The organism is Streptomyces sp. NPDC027672 (genome assembly GCF_055566335.1).
Window position 1 is genome coordinate 729,954 of sequence record NZ_JBVHSO010000001.1, and the last position, 16,556, is coordinate 746,509.

General features: G+C 74.2%; 17 protein-coding genes. 4 read left to right on the top strand and 13 right to left on the bottom strand.

Annotation, left to right across the window (positions count from 1 at the left end; translation table 11 throughout):
- Positions 1-69: 69 nt before the first annotated feature.
- Positions 70-969 (bottom strand): LysR family transcriptional regulator, encoded by a 900-nt coding sequence (locus ACZ4SV_RS03210; RefSeq protein WP_365881252.1) that lies wholly within the window; start codon positions 967-969, stop codon positions 70-72.
- An 80-nt stretch (positions 970-1,049) separates the two neighbouring features.
- Here ACZ4SV_RS03210 and ACZ4SV_RS03215 point away from each other — a divergent pair, with 80 nt between their 5' ends.
- Positions 1,050-1,718: an MOSC domain-containing protein gene (locus ACZ4SV_RS03215; RefSeq protein WP_468000976.1), complete on the top strand. Its 669-nt coding sequence runs from the start codon at positions 1,050-1,052 to the stop codon at positions 1,716-1,718.
- Between the two features lie 109 nt (positions 1,719-1,827).
- A complete protein-coding gene (locus tag ACZ4SV_RS03220) occupies positions 1,828-2,601 on the top strand; it encodes an SDR family NAD(P)-dependent oxidoreductase (RefSeq protein WP_468000978.1) in 774 nt (257 codons plus the stop codon).
- Between the two features lie 114 nt (positions 2,602-2,715).
- Here ACZ4SV_RS03220 and groL read toward each other — a convergent pair whose 3' ends face one another.
- The 4 genes from groL to ACZ4SV_RS03240 all read right to left on the bottom strand — a co-directional run bounded on the left by groL (position 2,716) and on the right by ACZ4SV_RS03240 (position 6,732).
- The gene (gene groL / locus ACZ4SV_RS03225) at positions 2,716-4,341 is read right to left on the bottom strand and encodes a chaperonin GroEL (RefSeq protein ID WP_468000980.1); all 1,626 of its coding nucleotides are present in this window, start codon (positions 4,339-4,341) and stop codon (positions 2,716-2,718) included.
- Between the two features lie 115 nt (positions 4,342-4,456).
- On the bottom strand, positions 4,457-4,765 hold the full coding sequence (gene groES, locus ACZ4SV_RS03230) for a co-chaperone GroES (protein ID WP_004955293.1): 309 nt from the start codon (positions 4,763-4,765) through the stop codon (positions 4,457-4,459).
- Positions 4,766-5,023: 258 nt separating this feature from the next.
- Positions 5,024-5,836, bottom strand: a complete 813-nt coding sequence (locus ACZ4SV_RS03235; protein WP_468000982.1) for a polysaccharide deacetylase family protein — start codon at positions 5,834-5,836, stop codon at positions 5,024-5,026.
- Positions 5,833-6,732: a polysaccharide deacetylase family protein gene (locus ACZ4SV_RS03240; RefSeq protein ID WP_468000984.1), complete on the bottom strand. Its 900-nt coding sequence runs from the start codon at positions 6,730-6,732 to the stop codon at positions 5,833-5,835. The genes ACZ4SV_RS03235 and ACZ4SV_RS03240 overlap by 4 nt, the downstream gene beginning before the upstream one ends.
- A 90-nt stretch (positions 6,733-6,822) precedes the next feature.
- On the opposite strand from ACZ4SV_RS03240, the gene ACZ4SV_RS03245 reads away from it, so the two are divergent.
- A complete protein-coding gene (locus ACZ4SV_RS03245; RefSeq protein ID WP_468000986.1) occupies positions 6,823-7,989 on the top strand; it encodes a THUMP-like domain-containing protein in 1,167 nt (388 codons plus the stop codon).
- Between the two features lie 64 nt (positions 7,990-8,053).
- Here the strand turns inward: ACZ4SV_RS03245 and ACZ4SV_RS03250 are convergent, their stop codons facing one another.
- The 5 genes from ACZ4SV_RS03250 to tsaB all read right to left on the bottom strand — a co-directional run bounded on the left by ACZ4SV_RS03250 (position 8,054) and on the right by tsaB (position 11,928).
- A complete protein-coding gene (locus ACZ4SV_RS03250; protein ID WP_365880148.1) occupies positions 8,054-9,091 on the bottom strand; it encodes a LacI family DNA-binding transcriptional regulator in 1,038 nt (345 codons plus the stop codon).
- Positions 9,092-9,400: 309 nt separating this feature from the next.
- The gene (locus ACZ4SV_RS03255; protein WP_365880146.1) at positions 9,401-9,658 is read right to left on the bottom strand and encodes a hypothetical protein; all 258 of its coding nucleotides are present in this window, start codon (positions 9,656-9,658) and stop codon (positions 9,401-9,403) included.
- A complete protein-coding gene (tsaD, locus tag ACZ4SV_RS03260) occupies positions 9,655-10,749 on the bottom strand; it encodes a tRNA (adenosine(37)-N6)-threonylcarbamoyltransferase complex transferase subunit TsaD (RefSeq protein WP_365880144.1) in 1,095 nt (364 codons plus the stop codon). Before tsaD ends, ACZ4SV_RS03255 begins: the two co-directional genes overlap by 4 nt.
- Positions 10,742-11,242, bottom strand: coding sequence for a ribosomal protein S18-alanine N-acetyltransferase (rimI, locus tag ACZ4SV_RS03265; protein WP_365880152.1), 501 nt, complete (start codon positions 11,240-11,242; stop codon positions 10,742-10,744). The genes tsaD and rimI overlap by 8 nt, the downstream gene beginning before the upstream one ends.
- A 29-nt stretch (positions 11,243-11,271) precedes the next feature.
- A complete protein-coding gene (gene tsaB, locus ACZ4SV_RS03270) occupies positions 11,272-11,928 on the bottom strand; it encodes a tRNA (adenosine(37)-N6)-threonylcarbamoyltransferase complex dimerization subunit type 1 TsaB (RefSeq protein WP_468000989.1) in 657 nt (218 codons plus the stop codon).
- Between the two features lie 113 nt (positions 11,929-12,041).
- Between tsaB and ACZ4SV_RS03275 the strand changes: the two genes are divergently transcribed.
- Entirely contained in the window at positions 12,042-12,602 is a 561-nt protein-coding gene (locus ACZ4SV_RS03275) for a hypothetical protein (protein WP_468000991.1), read from the top strand.
- A 660-nt stretch (positions 12,603-13,262) separates the two neighbouring features.
- Here the strand turns inward: ACZ4SV_RS03275 and tsaE are convergent.
- The 3 genes from tsaE to alr form a co-directional block, all read right to left on the bottom strand.
- Positions 13,263-13,781 carry a tRNA (adenosine(37)-N6)-threonylcarbamoyltransferase complex ATPase subunit type 1 TsaE gene (gene tsaE / locus ACZ4SV_RS03280; RefSeq protein ID WP_365880138.1) on the bottom strand — a complete coding sequence of 173 codons (519 nt, stop codon included), beginning with the start codon at positions 13,779-13,781 and terminating at the stop codon, positions 13,263-13,265.
- Complete coding sequence (locus ACZ4SV_RS03285) at positions 13,741-15,006, bottom strand: alpha/beta fold hydrolase (RefSeq protein ID WP_397938252.1); 1,266 nt, start codon at positions 15,004-15,006, stop codon at positions 13,741-13,743. The genes tsaE and ACZ4SV_RS03285 overlap by 41 nt, the downstream gene beginning before the upstream one ends.
- 105 nt (positions 15,007-15,111) lie before the next feature.
- Positions 15,112-16,275, bottom strand: a complete 1,164-nt coding sequence (gene alr, locus ACZ4SV_RS03290) for an alanine racemase (protein WP_468000993.1) — start codon at positions 16,273-16,275, stop codon at positions 15,112-15,114.
- Between the last annotated feature and the right edge of the window lie 281 nt (positions 16,276-16,556).

A 16,556-nucleotide genomic window follows, 5' to 3' on the forward strand; every position in this document is an offset into this window, starting at 1 on the left:
CCGCCGACCGGCCGTCCGTTCCGCCCCCTGGGCACGGGCGCGCGTGCCCCCGGGCGGGCGCCGTGCCCCTCAGCCGCGCCCGGCCGCCCGGGCCAGTTGCTCCAGCGTCGCCGACACGGCCGGCACCTGGGCCAGGTCGGGCAGGGTCAGGGCGACGATCTCCCGCCGTACCGCCGGTTCCAGCCGTACCGTGCGTACGCCGCGCGGCCGTACCGACTCCACGGCCAGCTGCGGCAGCACGGCGACCCCGAGGCCCGCGCCGACCAGGCCGACCACGGCCGGATAGTCGTCGGTGGCGAAGTCGATCCGCGGGGTGAACCCGGCTCCCTCGCACACCTCCACCAGCTGGCCGCGGCAGCGCGGACAGCCCGCGATCCAGGGCTCCTGGGCCAGCTCGCCGATGGCCACGGACTCCGCGCGCGCGAGCCGGTGCCGTTCGGGCACCAGGGCGACCAGCCGGTCGCGCAGCAGCGGGCGTACGACGAGGTCGTCCCAGTCCTCGGCGACCGCGGCGCCCTCGTAGCGGAAGGCCAGCGCCACGTCGCAGTCCCCTTCGCGCAGCAGTCCGACGGACCGCGGCGGCTCGGCCTCCTCCAGGGAGACGCGGGTGCCCGGATGGGCGGCGCGCAGGGCGGCCAGAGCGGTCGGGACCAGTGTGGAGCTGCCGCTCGGGAAGGAGACCAGCCGGACCCGGCCGGCGCGCAGGCCGGCGATGGCGGCGACCTCCTCCTCGGCCGCGGTGAGCCCGGCGAGGATGCCCGCGGCATGCCGGACCAGGGCCTCGCCGGCCTGGGTGAGGCGCAGCTCGCGGCCGTTGCGGACCAGCAGCGGGGTGCCGACCGAGGCTTCCAGGGCCTTCATCTGCTGGCTGACGGCGGGCTGCGTGCAGCCCAGTTCGCGGCCGGCCGCCGAGAAGGAACCGGTGGTGGCGACGGCGCGCAGGACACGGAGATGACGGGCCTCGATCACCCCTTGAGCATAAGGCAGCCTTGGATAACGCTGCTGTTAATGCGTCGCCGCTTTGGGCGCCGATCGCTTAGCGTGCTGGGATGAAGCTGCTCTCCGTCAATGTGGGCCGGCCCCGGCAGGTGCCCTATACGAACCAGCCGGACGGTGTGACCGGTATCGACAAGCAACCGGCCGAGGGCCCGGTCCGGGTCGCGGCGCCCGGGCCCAAGGGCGTCGGCGCGAGCGGACTGGCCGGGGACACGGTGTGCGACCTGCGCCATCACGGCGGCGACGACCAGGCGGTGTACGCCTTCGCCCGCGAGGACCTCGACGACTGGGAGCGGGAGCTGGGCCGGTCGCTGCCCAACGGCTGCTTCGGCGAGAACCTGACGACGGACGGCCTGGACGTCTCCGGGGCGCTGATCGGCGAGCGCTGGCGGATCGGTGCCGAGCTGGTGCTGGAGGTGACCTCCGGCCGCATCCCGTGCGCCACGTTCCAGGGCCACATGGGCGAGCGCGGCTGGGTCAGGAGGTTCACTCGGAAGGGCGCGACGGGTGCCTACCTCCGGGTGATCGAGCCGGGTGAGATCCGGGCGGGCGATCCGATCGAGGTGGTGTACCGGCCGGACCACGAGGTGACGGCGACGATGGAGTTCCGGGCGGCCACCACCGAGCACGAGCTGCTGCCCCGGCTGCTCGCGGCGGGCCCGGCGCTGCACCCGGAGGCGCTGGCCAAGGCCCGCAAATACGTGGCGGAGCACGGCGGCTGAGGGGGCGTCGGCGGCCGGGAGCGCGGGGGCGCGCCGGCCGCCGGCGGGCGCGGCCACGCGGGGCGCGCGGACAGCGGAGGCTGTCGGTCCGGGTCACTACCCTTGGGCCATGACAACGGCTCTGATTACGGGATCGACCGCGGGGATCGGTGCCGCGTTCGCGCGGCGGCTGGCGGCGGACGGGCAGGACCTGGTGCTGGTGGCCCGGGACACCGGGCGGCTGCGCGAACAGGCGACGGACCTGCACGACCGGCACGGCGTCGAGGTGGAGGTGCTGACCGCCGACCTCGCGCGGGACGAGGGCATCGAGGCGGTGGCCGGCCGCCTCGGCGACCGCAAGCACCCGGTCGACCTGCTGGTCAACAACGCCGGTTTCGGCAACAAGGGCCGCTATCTGGAAGTGTCGATGGCGGACGAGCTGCGGATGCTCAAGGTGCACTGCGAGGCGGTGCTCCGGCTGACGTCGGCGGCGGCCGGGGCGATGCGCGAGCGCGGCCGGGGCGGGGTGGTGAACGTCGCCTCGGTGGCCGCCTTCGTCCCGCGCGGCACGTACGGCGCTTCCAAGGCGTGGGTGGTGCAGTTCACCCAGGGCGCGGCGAAGGACCTGGCGGGCAGCGGGGTCCGGCTGATGGCGCTGTGCCCGGGGTTCGTGCGCACCGAGTTCCACCAGCGGGCCGGGATGGGCACGGACAACATCCCCGGCTGGATGTGGCTGGACGCCGACAAACTGGTCGCGGCGGCCCTGGCCGACCTCGCGCGCGGCAGGACGGTCTCCATCCCGGACCCGCGCTACAAGGCGCTGATGGGTCTGGCGAAGGTGGCGCCGCGCGGGCTGCTGGGCGGCATCAGCTCCCGCACGGGCCGCAAGTACGGGCCGCAGTAGCGGCCGTGGCGCAGGGGGTGCGGCGGTCCGGCGCGCCGGGCGCGCGGGAGCGGCGGACAGGGCGAAGGCCCGGCACCCCGAGGGGTGCCGGGCCTTCGCTCGGAAGCTGTCGCCTCAGTGGGCGTGGCCGTGGCTGTGACCACCGGCGGCCGGCTCCTCCTCTTCCTTCTTCTCGACGACCAGGGTCTCGGTCGTGAGCAGCAGGGAGGCGATGGAGGCGGCGTTCTCCAGGGCGGAGCGGGTGACCTTGACCGGGTCGATGACGCCGGCCTTGATCAGGTCGCCGTACTCGCCGGTGGCGGCGTTGTAGCCCTGTCCCTTGTCCAGGTCCTTGACCTTGGACACGATGACGTAGCCCTCCTGGCCGGCGTTCTCGCCGATCCAGCGCAGCGGCTCGACCACGGCGTTGCGGACCACGGCGACACCGGTGGCCTCGTCGCCGGTCTTGTCGAGGTTGCCCTCCAGGACCTTGGAGGCGTGGACCAGAGCGGAACCGCCACCGGAGACGATGCCCTCCTCGACCGCGGCGCGGGTCGCGGAGATGGCGTCCTCCAGGCGGTGCTTCTTCTCCTTCAGCTCCACCTCGGTGGCGGCGCCGACCTTGATCACGCACACGCCGCCGGCCAGCTTCGCGAGGCGCTCCTGGAGCTTCTCGCGGTCCCAGTCGGAGTCGGTGGACTCGATCTCGGCCTTGATCTGCGCGATGCGGCCCTGCACGTCCTCGGACTTGCCACCGCCGTCGACGATCGTGGTGTCGTCCTTGGTGACGGTGACGCGGCGGGCCGAGCCGAGCACGTCGGTGCCGACCTGGTCCAGCTTGAGGCCGACCTCTTCGGAGATGACGGTGGCGCCGGTGAGGACGGCCATGTCCTGGAGCATCGCCTTGCGGCGGTCGCCGAAGCCGGGGGCCTTCACCGCGACGGCGTTGAAGGTGCCGCGGATCTTGTTGACGACCAGGGTCGACAGGGCCTCGCCCTCGACGTCCTCGGCGATGATCAGCAGCGGCTTGGAGGAGCCGGCCTGGATGACCTTCTCCAGCAGCGGGAGCAGCTCGGTGATGGCCGAGATCTTGCCCTGGTTGATGAGGATGTACGGGTCCTCGAGGACGGCCTCCATGCGCTCCTGGTCCGTCACGAAGTACGGCGACAGGTAGCCCTTGTCGAAGGCCATGCCCTCGGTGAAGTCCAGCTCCAGACCGAAGGTGTTGGACTCCTCGACGGTGATGACACCGTCCTTGCCGACCTTGTCCATGGCCTCGGCGATCAGCTCGCCGACCTGCTGGTCCTGGGCGGACAGCGCGGCGACGGCGGCGATGTCGGACTTCTCGTCGATCGGGCGGGCCGAGGAGAGCAGCTCCTCGGAGATGGCCTTGACGGCGGCGTCGATGCCCTTCTTCAGGGCGGCCGGGGAGGCGCCGGCGGCGACGTTCTTCAGGCCCTCGCGGACCAGCGCCTGGGCGAGGACGGTGGCGGTGGTGGTGCCGTCACCCGCGATGTCGTTGGTCTTGGTCGCCACCTCCTTCACCAGCTGCGCGCCGAGGTTCTCGTACGGGTCCTCGATCTCCACCTCACGGGCGATCGTGACACCGTCGTTGGTGATGGTGGGGGCACCGAACTTCTTGTCGATGACGACGTTGCGGCCACGGGGGCCGATCGTCACCTTGACGGTGTCCGCCAGCTTGTTGACGCCGCGCTCAAGGGCGCGACGGGCGTCCTCGTCGAACTTCAGGATCTTCGCCATGACAGCGGGAGCCCTCTCGGGAATCTGTAGGTGAAAAGACGCTGCGCCCCGGGCGCCCGGCTTGTTATCGGGCTCGGGGGCCAGGGGCGCAGCTCAAGCGGATTGCTTGAGGTGATTACTTCTCGATGATCGCGAGCACGTCGCGAGCCGAGAGGACGAGGTACTCGTCACCGTTGTACTTCACCTCGGTGCCGCCGTACTTGCTGTAGAGGACGACGTCGCCCACCTTGACGTCGAGCGGGAGACGCTCGCCGTTCTCGAACCGGCCCGGGCCCACAGCGAGGACGGCGCCCTCCTGGGGCTTCTCCTTCGCGGTGTCCGGGATGACCAGGCCAGAGGCCGTGGTCTGCTCGGCGTCCAGCGGCTGGACCACGATGCGGTCCTCGAGCGGCTTGATGGCAACCTTGGAGCTGGCGGTCGTCACGATCCGACCTCCCCCTTCGGAGATCTCACGGGGTTAACTGTCTGAGGTGGCGACCAGGTCGATCCGTCGTCGCGGGTGCCGGACCTGCCCGTCGCTTTTGTTGGCACTCTCACCTGCTGAGTGCCAGAGCCGAGACTATGACCGCGATTAGCACTCGGTCAAGCGGAGTGCCAATGACGCGCGGCGCGTCGGCCGCGGAACAGCGCGTGGGGGTGGTTCCGCGGCCCGGAGTTGCCGGAAAAACCAGAAAAATCGGAGTTACAGATAGTCCTCTAGGCGGGCCGCCGTCAGGCCCCTGGCCTGAGCCTCCCTCAGCACCCGTGCCGTGCGCTCGCGCAGGGGCGCGTCCGCCGGTTCGCCGGGCTCCACCAGGACGATGTCGCCGGGGCCGAGGCGGCGGGGGCCGTGCGCGCAGACGAGGCCGTCCGGGGTGAGGGCCGCGCGCCACAGGACGATCGCGGAGATGCCGCAGTCGGCCGCGGCGCGCAGGGTGGCCGGGTCGGGGTAGCCGTAGGCCAGGCGGAAGAAGCGCGGGCGGACGCCGAGGCGGGTGCGCAGGCGGTCCTGCCGGCCGCAGATCTCGGCGCGCCGGCGGGCGTACGGCAGTCCGGCCGGGGCCCGCCGCCCGGCGGTACGGTTCCCGATGCCGGCGCCGAGCGCGCGCAGCCGGGCCAGCCGGCGGTCCCCGCGCGCGGCGAGGCGGTCGTCGGGGAACAGGGTGAGGGGCAGCCGCAGGTCGCGGACCATGTCGGCGAAGCGTGGATCGCGGTCGGCGCCGTCGTCGTAGGTGAGGAAGACGACCGGGTCGCGGGTGGGGACGCGGTCGACCACCACGGGCAGGCCGCGGGCCGCCGGGCGCGCGGCGAGCGGGCGGGCCGGGTGCGCCGGGAAGCGGGCGAGCGGGCGGGTCAGGCCCCAGCGCCGGTACGCGTGGCCGGGTGCGGCGGCGTGCGGGCGCACCCCTTCGGCGGCCTTCTTGCCGAGGCGTTCGATGGGGTCGACGGACTGGGCGCAGCCCGTCAGGAGCAGGGCCGCGGCGAGGACCGCGGCCGGGCCCCGCCCGCGCCTCACAGGTAGTCCTCCAGGCGGGCCACGGCGTAGCCCTCGCGGGTGACCTTGTCCAGGAAGCGGCGCATGTCGTCCACCATCGTGCCGTTCCAGTCGTCCCGGCCGCGGAAGTGGGTCAGGACGATGTCGCCGGGGTGCAGCCGGCGGTCCCAGTCGCGGTACTCCCAGTGGTCGACGAACACCTCCTCGTCCCAGATCGGCGCGTACTTGATCCCGCACGTCCGGGCGGCGCGCAGGGTGTCGCCGTTGTAGTTGCCGTACGGCGGCCGGAAGACGGTGGGCGCCTTGCCGAACTGCTTCTTGATGACGGCCTGCATGCCGCAGATCTCGTCCTTCTGCTCCTCGTAGGACAGGCCGGGCAGGTAGGGGTGGGTGAGGGTGTGGTTGTTCAGGGTGACGCCCTGGGCCTGCATCCGGCGGAAGTAGCCGTAGTCCTCCTTGACGAGGTAGTCGCTGAGGAAGGCCGTGTACGGCACCTTCAGCTCGCTCATCATGCGCAGGAACGCCGGGTCCTTCTCGGCGCCGTCGTCGATGGTGAGGAAGACGACCTTGTGCCGGGTGGGGATGGTGGTGAAGACCGGCGGGAGGCCGTCCTCCTCCTGGCCGTCCACCTCGAAGCCGTCGCGGGGCGTGATGACGGGCTTGTGGGCCGGCGGGGCCGGGGGCGTGAGCGGGGCGCGGGCGAGGCCCCAGCGCCGGGCGGCGGCGGCCAGCCGGGCGTGTTCGGCGGCCTGGCGGGCCCGGGCGTCCGGCGGACGGGCGGGGCCGCCGTGGCCCGGGACGGGTGCGGGATCGCCGGCGCAGCCGGACAGGAGGGCGGCCAGTGCGAGGGCGGTGGAGCCCGCCGCCACCCGCGCGACGCGTGTCGGAATTTTGTCATTTTGTCCTACTGCTCGCATGGTGCCGGATCCTCCCAGGCCGCGGCCCCCGGTCCGGGGCGACACCGCCGCCGCGGGCACGTCATCCACCGACTGGCCCACAATGAGCCGGTGAACGACCTCGCTCTGCTCCTCACCCCCGAAGGCCGCGCCCTCCTCGACGAGGTGCGCGACACCGAGCCCGCACGGGAACTCGCGGTGGCCACCCGGCTGCGCCGCGACCACCCCGCCGAACTGGTCTCGGCCGCGCTGGGCCAGGCCCGGCTGCGGCAGCGGGCGGCGGCGAAGTTCGGGGCCGGGGACGCCGGGCGGATGTTCTTCACCCCGAACGGGGTCGAGCAGTCGACCCGGGCGAGCGTGGCGGCGTACCGGGCCCGGCGGCTGACGGAGCTGGGCGTGACCTCCGTCGCCGACCTGTGCTGCGGCATCGGCGGGGACGCGATCGCGCTGGCGCGGGCGGGAATCCGGGTGCTGGCCGTGGACCGCGACCCGCTGACCGCCGCGACGGCCCGGGCGAACGCGGAGGCGCTGGGCCTGGCCGGGCTCATCGAGGTGCGCGAGGCCGATGTCACGGAGGTGGACACCGCCGGGTACGACGCGGTGTTCGTGGACCCGGCCCGGCGCGGCGGACGCGGCCGGGTGTTCGATCCGGAGGCGTACTCGCCGCCGCTGTCCTGGGCGGTCGAGGCCGCCCGCCGCGCGCCCCGCGCCGCGCTGAAGATCGCCCCCGGCATCCCGCACGAGACCGTCCCGGCCGAGGCCGAGGCCGAGTGGATCTCCGACGGCGGCGATGTGAAGGAGGCGGTGCTGTGGTTCGGGACCGGGGCGCCGGGCGCGGTGCGGGCCACGCTGCTGCCGGGCCCGCGGACGCTGCTCGGCCGCGGCCTGCCCGATCCCGCGGTGCGGCCGGTGGGCCGGTACCTGTACGAGCCGGACGGCGCGGTCATCCGCGCGCACCTGGTGGCGGAGGTGGCCGAGGAGGTCGGCGGCGGGCTCCTCGACCCGACGATCGCCTACGTCACCGCAGACGAGGCGCGGCCCACGCCGTACGCCGCCGCCTACGAGATCACCGACCGGCTGCCCTTCCACCTCAAGCGGCTCAGGGCCCTGCTGCGCGAGCGCGGGGTCGGCACGCTCACCGTGAAGAAGCGCGGCTCGGCGGTGGAGCCGGAGGAACTGCGCCGCAAGGTCAGGCCGGAGGGGCCGAACGCGGCCACCGTCTTCCTCACCCGGGTGGCCGGGGCGCCGACGATGCTGATCGGCCACCCGCTGCGGTGACGCCCGCGCCCGGCACCGGACGCGCGCGGATCTCCGCGTGCGCGTCACGAGCGGAACGCAGTCCTCACCCGGAGGCGGCCGCCGGTGCGGCGGTGCTGGAGCGCACCACCAGGCTCGTCGCCAGCTCCACCCGGGTCGTCGCCCGCTCGTCCTCGGCCCGTCCCAGCTCCAGCACCAGCCGGGCCGCGGCCTCGGCCATCTCGGTCAGCGGCTGCCGTACGGTCGTCAGCGGCGGGCCCACCCAGCGGGCCACCGGGAGATCGTCGAAGCCGACGACGCTGAGGTCCTCGGGGATGCGCAGGCCCAGCTCGCGGGCGGCCTCGTACAGGCCGAGGGCCTGGAGGTCGTTGCCCGCGAAGACGGCGGTGGGCCGGTCGGGGCGGCGCAGCAGTTCCAGGCCGAGCCGGTAGCCGGCGTCGTGGTGGAAGTCGCCGGCCACGACGAGCGCGGGATCGGCGGGCAGCCCGGCGGTCTCCAGGGCCGCCCGGTAGCCGTCGACCCGGGCCCGGCTGCACATCATCCGGGACGGGCCGCTGATGGCGCCGATCCGGGTGTGGCCGAGTTCCACCAGGTGCCGGGTGGCGGCGAGTCCGCCCTGCCAGTTGGTGGCGCCGATGGACGGCACGTCCGGGCCGGGGTCGCCGGCCGGGTCCATCACCACGAACGGGATGGAGCGGCTGGTCAGCAGCGCCCGCTGGGACTCGTCCAGCTCGGACAGCACCAGCACCACGCCGTGCGGGCGGCGGGCGGCCACCTGGTCGGCCCAGGTCCGGCCCGGGGTGAGCCGGCCCGCCGACTCCGACAGGACGACGCTCAGCCCGGCGTCCCTGGCCACGTTCTCCACGCCCCGGATGACCTCCATCGCCCAGGCGCTCTCCAGCTCGTGGAAGACCAGGTCGATCAGGGGCGAGCGGGAGGCCTCGGCGCGGCGCCGCCGGTAGCCGTAGGAGCGCAGCAGCTCCTCGACCCGGCTGCGGGTCGCCGGGGCGACGTCGGCACGGCCGTTGAGGACCTTCGAAACAGTCGGAGCGGAGACACCGGCCTCACGGGCGATCTCGGCGAGGGTCGCCGTCTGTGTTTCTGCGGGCTTCGAAGGCTTCATATCCGCGATCGTAGCGCCGCGGGTCCTCTCCACGAAGCACCGCGCACGCCAAGGGCCCGACGCAACATTCGGGAAACATTGCGAAAGATTCGATCCGCCGGGGGAACCGGACCGGGAACGCGAACACCCCGCCTCCCGGAATCCGGGAGGCGGGGTGACGAGTGGAGCGCCGGGCAGGCCTTGCACCTGCATCTCCCCGCAGGAAGCGGGACGTCTTTCCTTGGACCACCAACGCACGGCGTCCGGGCCGGTGTTCCGGCCGTTCGCTGTGTGATGATCATAGCGCAGACGAGGGGTGCCGGCGCAAGTTCAGCCGTCCGCCACCGCCTCGAACCGCCACCGGTGCACGGCCCGTGTCACCAGCTCCGGGTCCGGATCGGGCAGTTCCGGGAGCGGGGCGTCGTACGGCGCCTCCCACCAGGTGATGACCAGCACCCGGTCCTGCGGCGCGCGGAGGATCTCCCGGCGCAGCGGCTCCCGTTCCAGGCGCCGGCCGCGCACCCAGGCGAGCAGCTCCGCGCCCCGTCCCTCGGCCGCCCGCGCCTCCCACATCAGTGCCACGGTCACGAGTACAGGTTCTCCTTGCTCACCTCGTGCACATGGTCGTGGGCCGGCACGTGCGGGTCGGTCACCGGCAGCGAGGAGTCGGCGGACAGGTCCCAGCCGGAGGGGGCCCGGTTCCGGGCGACCATCTCGGCGCCCAGCGCGGCCACCATCGCGCCGTTGTCCGTGCACAGCTTGGGGCGCGGCACGCGCAGCCGGATGCCGGCCGCCTCGCAGCGCTCCTGGGCGAGGGCGCGCAGCCGGGAGTTGGCCGCCACCCCGCCGCCGATCATCAGGTGGTCGACGCCCTCGTCCTTGCAGGCGCGCACGGCCTTGCGGGTCAGCACGTCGACCACGGCCTCCTGGAAGGAGGCGGCCACATCGCGGACCGGTACCTCCTCGCCGGCCGCGCGCCGGGCCTCGATCCAGCGGGCCACGGCGGTCTTCAGACCGGAGAAGGAGAAGTCGTACGCCGGGTCGCGGGGGCCGGTCAGGCCGCGCGGGAAGGCGATCGCCCGCGGGTCGCCCTCCTTGGCGTACCGGTCGATGACCGGGCCGCCGGGGAAGCCCAGGTCGAGCACGCGGGCGATCTTGTCGAACGCCTCGCCGGCCGCGTCGTCGATGGTGGCGCCCATCGGGCGCACGTCGGAGGTGATGTCCGAGGACAGCAGCAGCGAGGAGTGGCCGCCGGACACCAGCAGGGCCATCGTCGGCTCGGGCAGCGGGCCGTGCTCCAGTTGGTCCACGCAGATGTGGGAGGCGAGGTGGTTGACGCCGTACAGGGGCTTGCCGAGGGCGTAGGCGTACGCCTTGGCCGCCGACACGCCGACGAGCAGGGCGCCCGCGAGGCCGGGGCCCGCGGTGACCGCGATGCCGTCCAGGTCCTTGGCGCTGACCCCGGCCTGCTTCAGCGCGCGGTCGATGGTCGGCACCATCGCCTCCAGGTGGGCCCGGGAGGCCACCTCGGGCACGACACCGCCGAAGCGCGCGTGCTCGTCGACGCTGGAGGCGACGGCGTCCGCCAGCAGGGTGGTGCCGCGCACGATGCCGACGCCGGTCTCGTCACAGGAGGTCTCGATGCCGAGTACGAGAGGCTCGTCGCGTGAGTCAGTCATTGATCTCGGTTCCTTGTACGGGGGCGGATCCCGCGGCCGGGCCGCTGTCGGATCCCGTGGTCAGACGCATCACCAGGGCGTCCACGTTGCCGGGCTGGTAGTAGCCGCGCCGGAAGCCGATGGGCACGAAGCCGAAGCGCTCGTAGAGCTTCTGGGCGCGGATGTTGTCGACCCGGCACTCGAGCATCACCTCGTGGCACTCGAACGCGGTCGCCGCGCGCAGCAGCTCGGTCAGCAGCCGCGCGCCGAGGCCGGTGCCCTGGTGGTCGCGGGCGACGGCGATGGTCTGGACGTCGGCCAGCTCGCCGGCCGAGGCCAGGCCCGCGTACCCGGCGATCCGGCCGCCGTCGCACTCGGCGACGAGATAGCACCGGGTGGCCTGCGGGCCCCGGGCGTGGGCCAGCTCGGACCAGAACATCCCCCGGGACCAGGCGTCCTCGGGGAACAGGTCCTTCTCCAGCTCCAGGACCGGGTCGATGTCCCACCAGCGCATCTCGCGCAGTCGGGGAGGGGCCGGCTGTGTCACTTGGGGGTGACCACCTTGTAGTTCTTGGGGACCTGGGCGTCCGGGCGGCGCAGGTACAGCGGCCGGGGCGCGGACAGTTCCCCGCCCGCGGCCAGCTTCCCGGCCGCGAGCGAGGCGAGGGCGGCGGCGGACACGTGCGCGGGCTCGTGGGCGACCGGGAACGTGTCCGGGTAGAGCAGCGCGCCCGCGCCGACGGCCGGCAGTCCCGCGACCCGCTCGGCGATGTCGGCGGGGCGGTCCACGGCCGGGCCGGTCAGCCGGGTCCGGGAGTCGGCGTAGGTCGCCCAGTAGACCTCCTTGCGCCGGGCGTCGGTCGCCACGACGAAGGGGCCCTCCTCGATGTCGGCGGCGTAGGCGAGGCCGTCCAGGGTGCACACGCCGTGCACCGGGACGCCGAGCGCCAGGCCGAAGGTGTCGGCGGTCATCAGGCCGACGCGCAGCCCGGTGTAGGGGCCGGGGCCGGTGCCGACGACGATGCCGGTGACGGCCTCCAGCTTCAGTCCGGCCTCGGCCAGGACCCGGTCGACGGCCGGCAGCAGCAGCTCCCCGTGCCGGCGCGCGTCCACCTGGCTCGACGAGGCGATGACGTCCGTGCCGTCGTGCAGCGCGACGGTGACGGCGGGTGTTGCGGTATCCAGAGCGAGCAAGAGCACGCGAACAGCCTACGGCTCCCGCGGCTCGCGCACGGCCGCCCGGGGCGAACGGTCACCGGCTGCTACGGTCTGTACGAAGTACGACATATCGCTCGACGCAGAGGTGGGCGCAGGTGGCAGGGACCAGCTCGGGGATCGTGGCCGGCCTCACCGCGGTGGCCCTGGGAACGGTCGGTTTCCTGGCGTACCGGGCGCAGGCGACCGCTCCCCTGGCTCTGCGCGGCGGGCCGGCGGCGAGCCCGTCCGCGGCGGCCGCGACGAAGGCGCCCCGGGACCGGCACAACCCGACGGCGCTGCCGGGCGGCTCCGGATCGGGTGAACGGGTGGTGTACTCGGTGGACGACGACCGGGTCTGGCTGGTCGCGCCCGGGAACCGGGTACGGCACACCTTCCCGGTGCGTCCGGGCACCGTCGACCCGGTGCCGGGCACGTACTGGGTCACGTCCCGGTCGAACGCGGCCACCGGAACGGACGGGCTGCCCGTGGAGCACGTGGTGCGGTTCACCAGCGTGGACGGGGTGGTGATCGGGTTCAGCGCGGCGGTGAACAGCGGCTCGGGCACGATGATGGCCGACCCGAGCGTGAAGACGGGCGGCATCCGGGAGAGCCGGGCGGACGGGGACGCGCTGTGGCAGTTCGCGACGATCGGCGTACCGGTGGTCGTGATCCGGTAGCCGACGGCGGCGATCGGCTACGGCCGGTGGCCCGTGGGCGGCCGGGCGCGGCGATCGGCGTGCCGGTGGTCGTGATCCGCCAGTCGGCTACGACGATCGGCGCGCCGGGGGCCGTCATGCGCCGGCTGGACGCGGCGACCGGCGTGCCGGCGGCCCGCGAGCAGCCGAGCGCGACACCCGGCGTGCCGAGGGCCGTCACCCGTCGGCCGGACGCGGCGACCGGCGTGCCGAGGACCGTCACCCGTCGGCCGGACGCGGCGACCGGCCGACGGCGGCCCGTGAGCAGCCGAGCGCAGCGCCCGGGTGCCGAGGACCGTCACCCGTCGGCCGGACGCGGCGACCGGCCGACGGCGGCCCGCGAGCAGCCGAGCGCGACATCCGGCGTGCCGAGGGCCGTCATCCGTCGGCCCGGCGCGACGCCCGGGGTGCCGGTCGTCCGTGTAGCCGAGCGCGGCACCCGGGGTGTCGAGGACCGTAACGCGTCAGCCGGGCGCGACCATCGGCACGCCGGTCGTCCGTGTAGCCGGGCGCGGCGACCGGCGCCCGGTGCGGCCGGCGTCCGTCAGCCGTTCCGTGGGTGCTCCGTAGGGGAGCCGCGCGGGGCGGCGGGCGGGTGTGGCGCCGGGGGTCCGGCGCCGTGCCGGTTTCGCGGGGTGTGGCTCAGGCTGTCAGCGACTCCAGGTCGGACCCGGTCCAGCGCTCGCCCAGTCCGGTCAGGGTCACGTGCCGTACCTCGTCCGTGGTGTCGCCCACGGCCCGGTGGATGACGACCTGGAGCCGGTCGTCGGTCAGCTCCTCCACCTTGCCCTCGCCCCACTCCACGACGATCACCGAGTCGGACAGCGAGACGTCGAGGTCCAGGTCCTCCATCTCGTCCAGACCGCCGCCGAGCCGGTAGGCGTCGACGTGCACCAGGGGCGGGCCGGCGCCGAGGGACGGGTGGACCCGGGCGATCACGAAGGTGGGCGAGGTGACCGCGCCGCGTACCCCGAGTCCTTCGCCGAGCCCGCGGGTCAGGGTGGTCTTGCCCGCGCCGAGTTCCCCGGAGAGCATCACCAGGTCACCCGCGCGCAGCAGCGTGGCCAGCCGCCGGCCCAGCTCCCGCATCCGCTCGGGCGAGGTGATGGTCAACCGGGTCTCAGCGGCCTCGTGTGCTGCTGGTGCTGCTGGTCGTTCCATAGCCACTTACGGTAGCCCCTGCCGGCACCGCGCCCGCACGGGTGAGCAGGTCGGCGAGGCGGTCGGTGACCACTTCCGGGTGCTCCAGCATCACCAGGTGCCCGGCGTCCGGCACGAGCACCAGCTCGGCGTCGGGCAGCAGACCGGCGATGGCCTCGCTGTGCTCGCTGGGCGTGACGAGGTCCCGCACCCCGGCCAGCACCAGCACCGGTATGCCCCGGAAGAAGGCGAGCGCCTCGGTCTTGTCGTGCTCGGTGAAGGCCGGGTAGAACTCGGCGACCACGTCGATCGGCGTGGACTCGATCATCCGCTCGGCGAACCGTTCCACCGCCGGGTCGACGTCCCGGCCCGCGAACGAGTACCGCTTGATGATCCCGGCGAACAGGTCGGCGGTGGCCCGGCGCCCCTTCTCCACCAGCTCCGCCTGCTGGCCGAGCGCCCGCAGCACCCCGGGCAGTATCCGGCGCACCGCGTTCACGCCGGCCACCGGGAGGCCGAAGTTGACCTCGCCGAGCCGCCCGGAGGAGGTGCCCACGAAGGCGGTGGCGACGACCCGGTCCCGGATCAGCTCGGGGTAGTGGGCGGCGAGGGCCATCATCGTCATTCCGCCCATCGAGTGACCGACCAGCACCAGCGGGCCGTCCGGCGCGGCGGCGTCGAGCACGGCCTTCAGATCGCGGCCGAGCTGGTCGATGGTGACGGGCTCGCGGTCCCGGCTCTGGGCCACGCCCCGCCCGGACCGGCCGTGGCTGCGCTGGTCCCAGTGCACGGTGCGCACCACCCCGCGCAGGGCCGCCCGCTGGAAGTGCCAGGAGTCCTGGTTGAGGCAGTAGCCGTGGCAGAAGACCACGGTGACCGGGGCGGGTGCCTTGCGGCCGAAGAGGCGGCGCCGGCGCGGCGAGACCTCGGGTCCCGGATCGGGCTCGGCCTCGTCGACCTCGTAGTACAGCTCGGTACCGTCGTCGGCGTACGCCTTGCCGGGCGTGCCGCGCAGGGTGCCGTACGGTCCCGTCGCGTCCAGTGCCAGCCGGGCCCTGCGGCGCATCCCGCGGCTCACCGTCATCCGCTCCAGGGCGACCCCGGCCGCCGCGCCGGCGGCGAGCACGCCCACCGCGGCGCCGGCGATGCCGGTCGCCCTGCGCCAGCTCCCGGCCGCCCCCGCGGCGGAGGCGGCGGCCGCCGCGGCGACGACGTCCGCCACGGCCTCCGCGCTGCTGTCGCTCACGTACCGCTCCTCTTCGCCTGCCGGAGTCCGTCTGGAGGGGCGGGGCGGACGGTTCCGCCGCGCACCCGGTTCACCCGCGCCGGTCCACCGGGACGCGGGACGCGCTCACGTGGACCCGTTCACATGGACGCGGGGAACACGGCTGCCGATGCGCGTGACGATCTCGTACGCGATGGTGCCGCAGGCCTGCGCCCAGTCCTCGGCGGTGGGCTCGCCGCGGTCGCCCGGCCCGAACAGCACCGCCTCCGTGCCCACCGGGGGTTCGTCGCCGCCGAGGTCCACCACGAACTGGTCCATCGCGACCCGCCCGGCCACCGTCCGCCACTTGCCGTCGACCAGCACCGGCCCGCTGCCGGAGGCGTGCCGCGGGATGCCGTCCGCGTACCCGACCGGCACCAGCCCGAGGGTGGTCTCGCCCGGGGTGACGTAGTGGTGGCCGTAGCTGACGCCGTGTCCGCCCGGGACGCGCTTGACGAGGGCCAGCGCGGCGCTGAGCGTCATCACCGGGCGCAGTCCGAAGTCCGCCGGGGTGCCCAGCTCCGGGCTGGGCGAGACGCCGTACACGGCGATGCCCGCGCGGACCAGGTCGAAGTGGGACTCGGGCAGGGTGAGCGCGGCCGGCGAGTTGGCGATGTGCCGCACCTCGGGCCGTACGCCGCGCTGTTCGGCGTACGCCACCATCTCCCGGAACCGGGTGAGCTGGGCGGCGATGGACGGGTGGCCCGGCTCGTCGCCGCACGCGAAGTGCGACCACAGTCCGGTGATCCGGACCAAGCCCTCGGCCTCGGCGCGCAGGGCGGCGGCGACCAGTTCGGCCCAGTCCGCGCCGGGCTGGCAGCCGTTGCGGCCGAGCCCGGTGTCGGCCTTGAGCTGGACGCGCGCGGGGCGGCCCGCCGCGCGGGCGGCGGCGGTGACCTCGCGCAGGGCCCACATCGCGCTCAGCGACACGTCGATGTCGGCCTCGATGGCCTGCCGCCAGGGACCGCCCGGCACCCACAGCCAGCACAGGACGCGCCCGGACAGGCCGGCCGCGCGCAGCGCGAGGGCTTCCTCGGCCGTGGCCGTGCCGAGCCAGGTGGCGCCGGCGGCGACGGCCTCCCGGGCGCACGCCACGGCTCCGTGGCCGTACGCGTCGGACTTGACCACGGCCATCACGGCGGCGTCCTTCGCCCGGGCGCGCAGGGTCTCCACGTTGGCGCGCAGGGCGCCCAGATCGATCTCGGCGCGGGCGCGCAGGGCGGCGGTCGGCACAGCTGCTGTCTCAGTCATGGCGCCCCCAGTCTCTCAGAGCCCGCCGGCCGCCCCCGGCGGCGGGCTCCGGCCGCGGACACCGGTCCGCCCGGCTCCACCGTGCCTCTTGCCCGGCCGTCACCGGACCCGGGCTTCTTGCGACCGGGGCGGTCCGTCCGGCTCCGCCGTGGGGCCCATGGTCGTCTCCGGGCCTCGGGTCCGTCGTGGCCGGTCGCGCAGTTCCCCGCGCCCCTTCGGGGGCGCTGCCCGGTCCTCCCCCCGGATGCCCGTCCGTTCGATCCCGCCGTGGGCCCCACGGC

What these genes read in the sequence shown, in the direction of transcription:
- rimI (WP_365880152.1), bottom strand. Translation starts at nt 11,242, where the DNA reads ATGCGCTGGTGGGACATCGACCCGGTCCTGGAGCTGGAGAAGGACCTG.
- ACZ4SV_RS03215 (WP_468000976.1), top strand. Translation starts at nt 1,050, where the DNA reads ATGAAGCTGCTCTCCGTCAATGTGGGCCGGCCCCGGCAGGTGCCCTAT.
- alr (WP_468000993.1), bottom strand. Translation starts at nt 16,275, where the DNA reads ATGACTGAGACAGCAGCTGTGCCGACCGCCGCCCTGCGCGCCCGCGCC.
- tsaD (WP_365880144.1), bottom strand. Translation starts at nt 10,749, where the DNA reads ATGACTGACTCACGCGACGAGCCTCTCGTACTCGGCATCGAGACCTCC.
- tsaE (WP_365880138.1), bottom strand. Translation starts at nt 13,781, where the DNA reads ATGGAACGACCAGCAGCACCAGCAGCACACGAGGCCGCTGAGACCCGG.
- ACZ4SV_RS03240 (WP_468000984.1), bottom strand. Translation starts at nt 6,732, where the DNA reads ATGCGAGCAGTAGGACAAAATGACAAAATTCCGACACGCGTCGCGCGG.
- groL (WP_468000980.1), bottom strand. Translation starts at nt 4,341, where the DNA reads ATGGCGAAGATCCTGAAGTTCGACGAGGACGCCCGTCGCGCCCTTGAG.
- ACZ4SV_RS03220 (WP_468000978.1), top strand. Translation starts at nt 1,828, where the DNA reads ATGACAACGGCTCTGATTACGGGATCGACCGCGGGGATCGGTGCCGCG.
- ACZ4SV_RS03250 (WP_365880148.1), bottom strand. Translation starts at nt 9,091, where the DNA reads ATGAAGCCTTCGAAGCCCGCAGAAACACAGACGGCGACCCTCGCCGAG.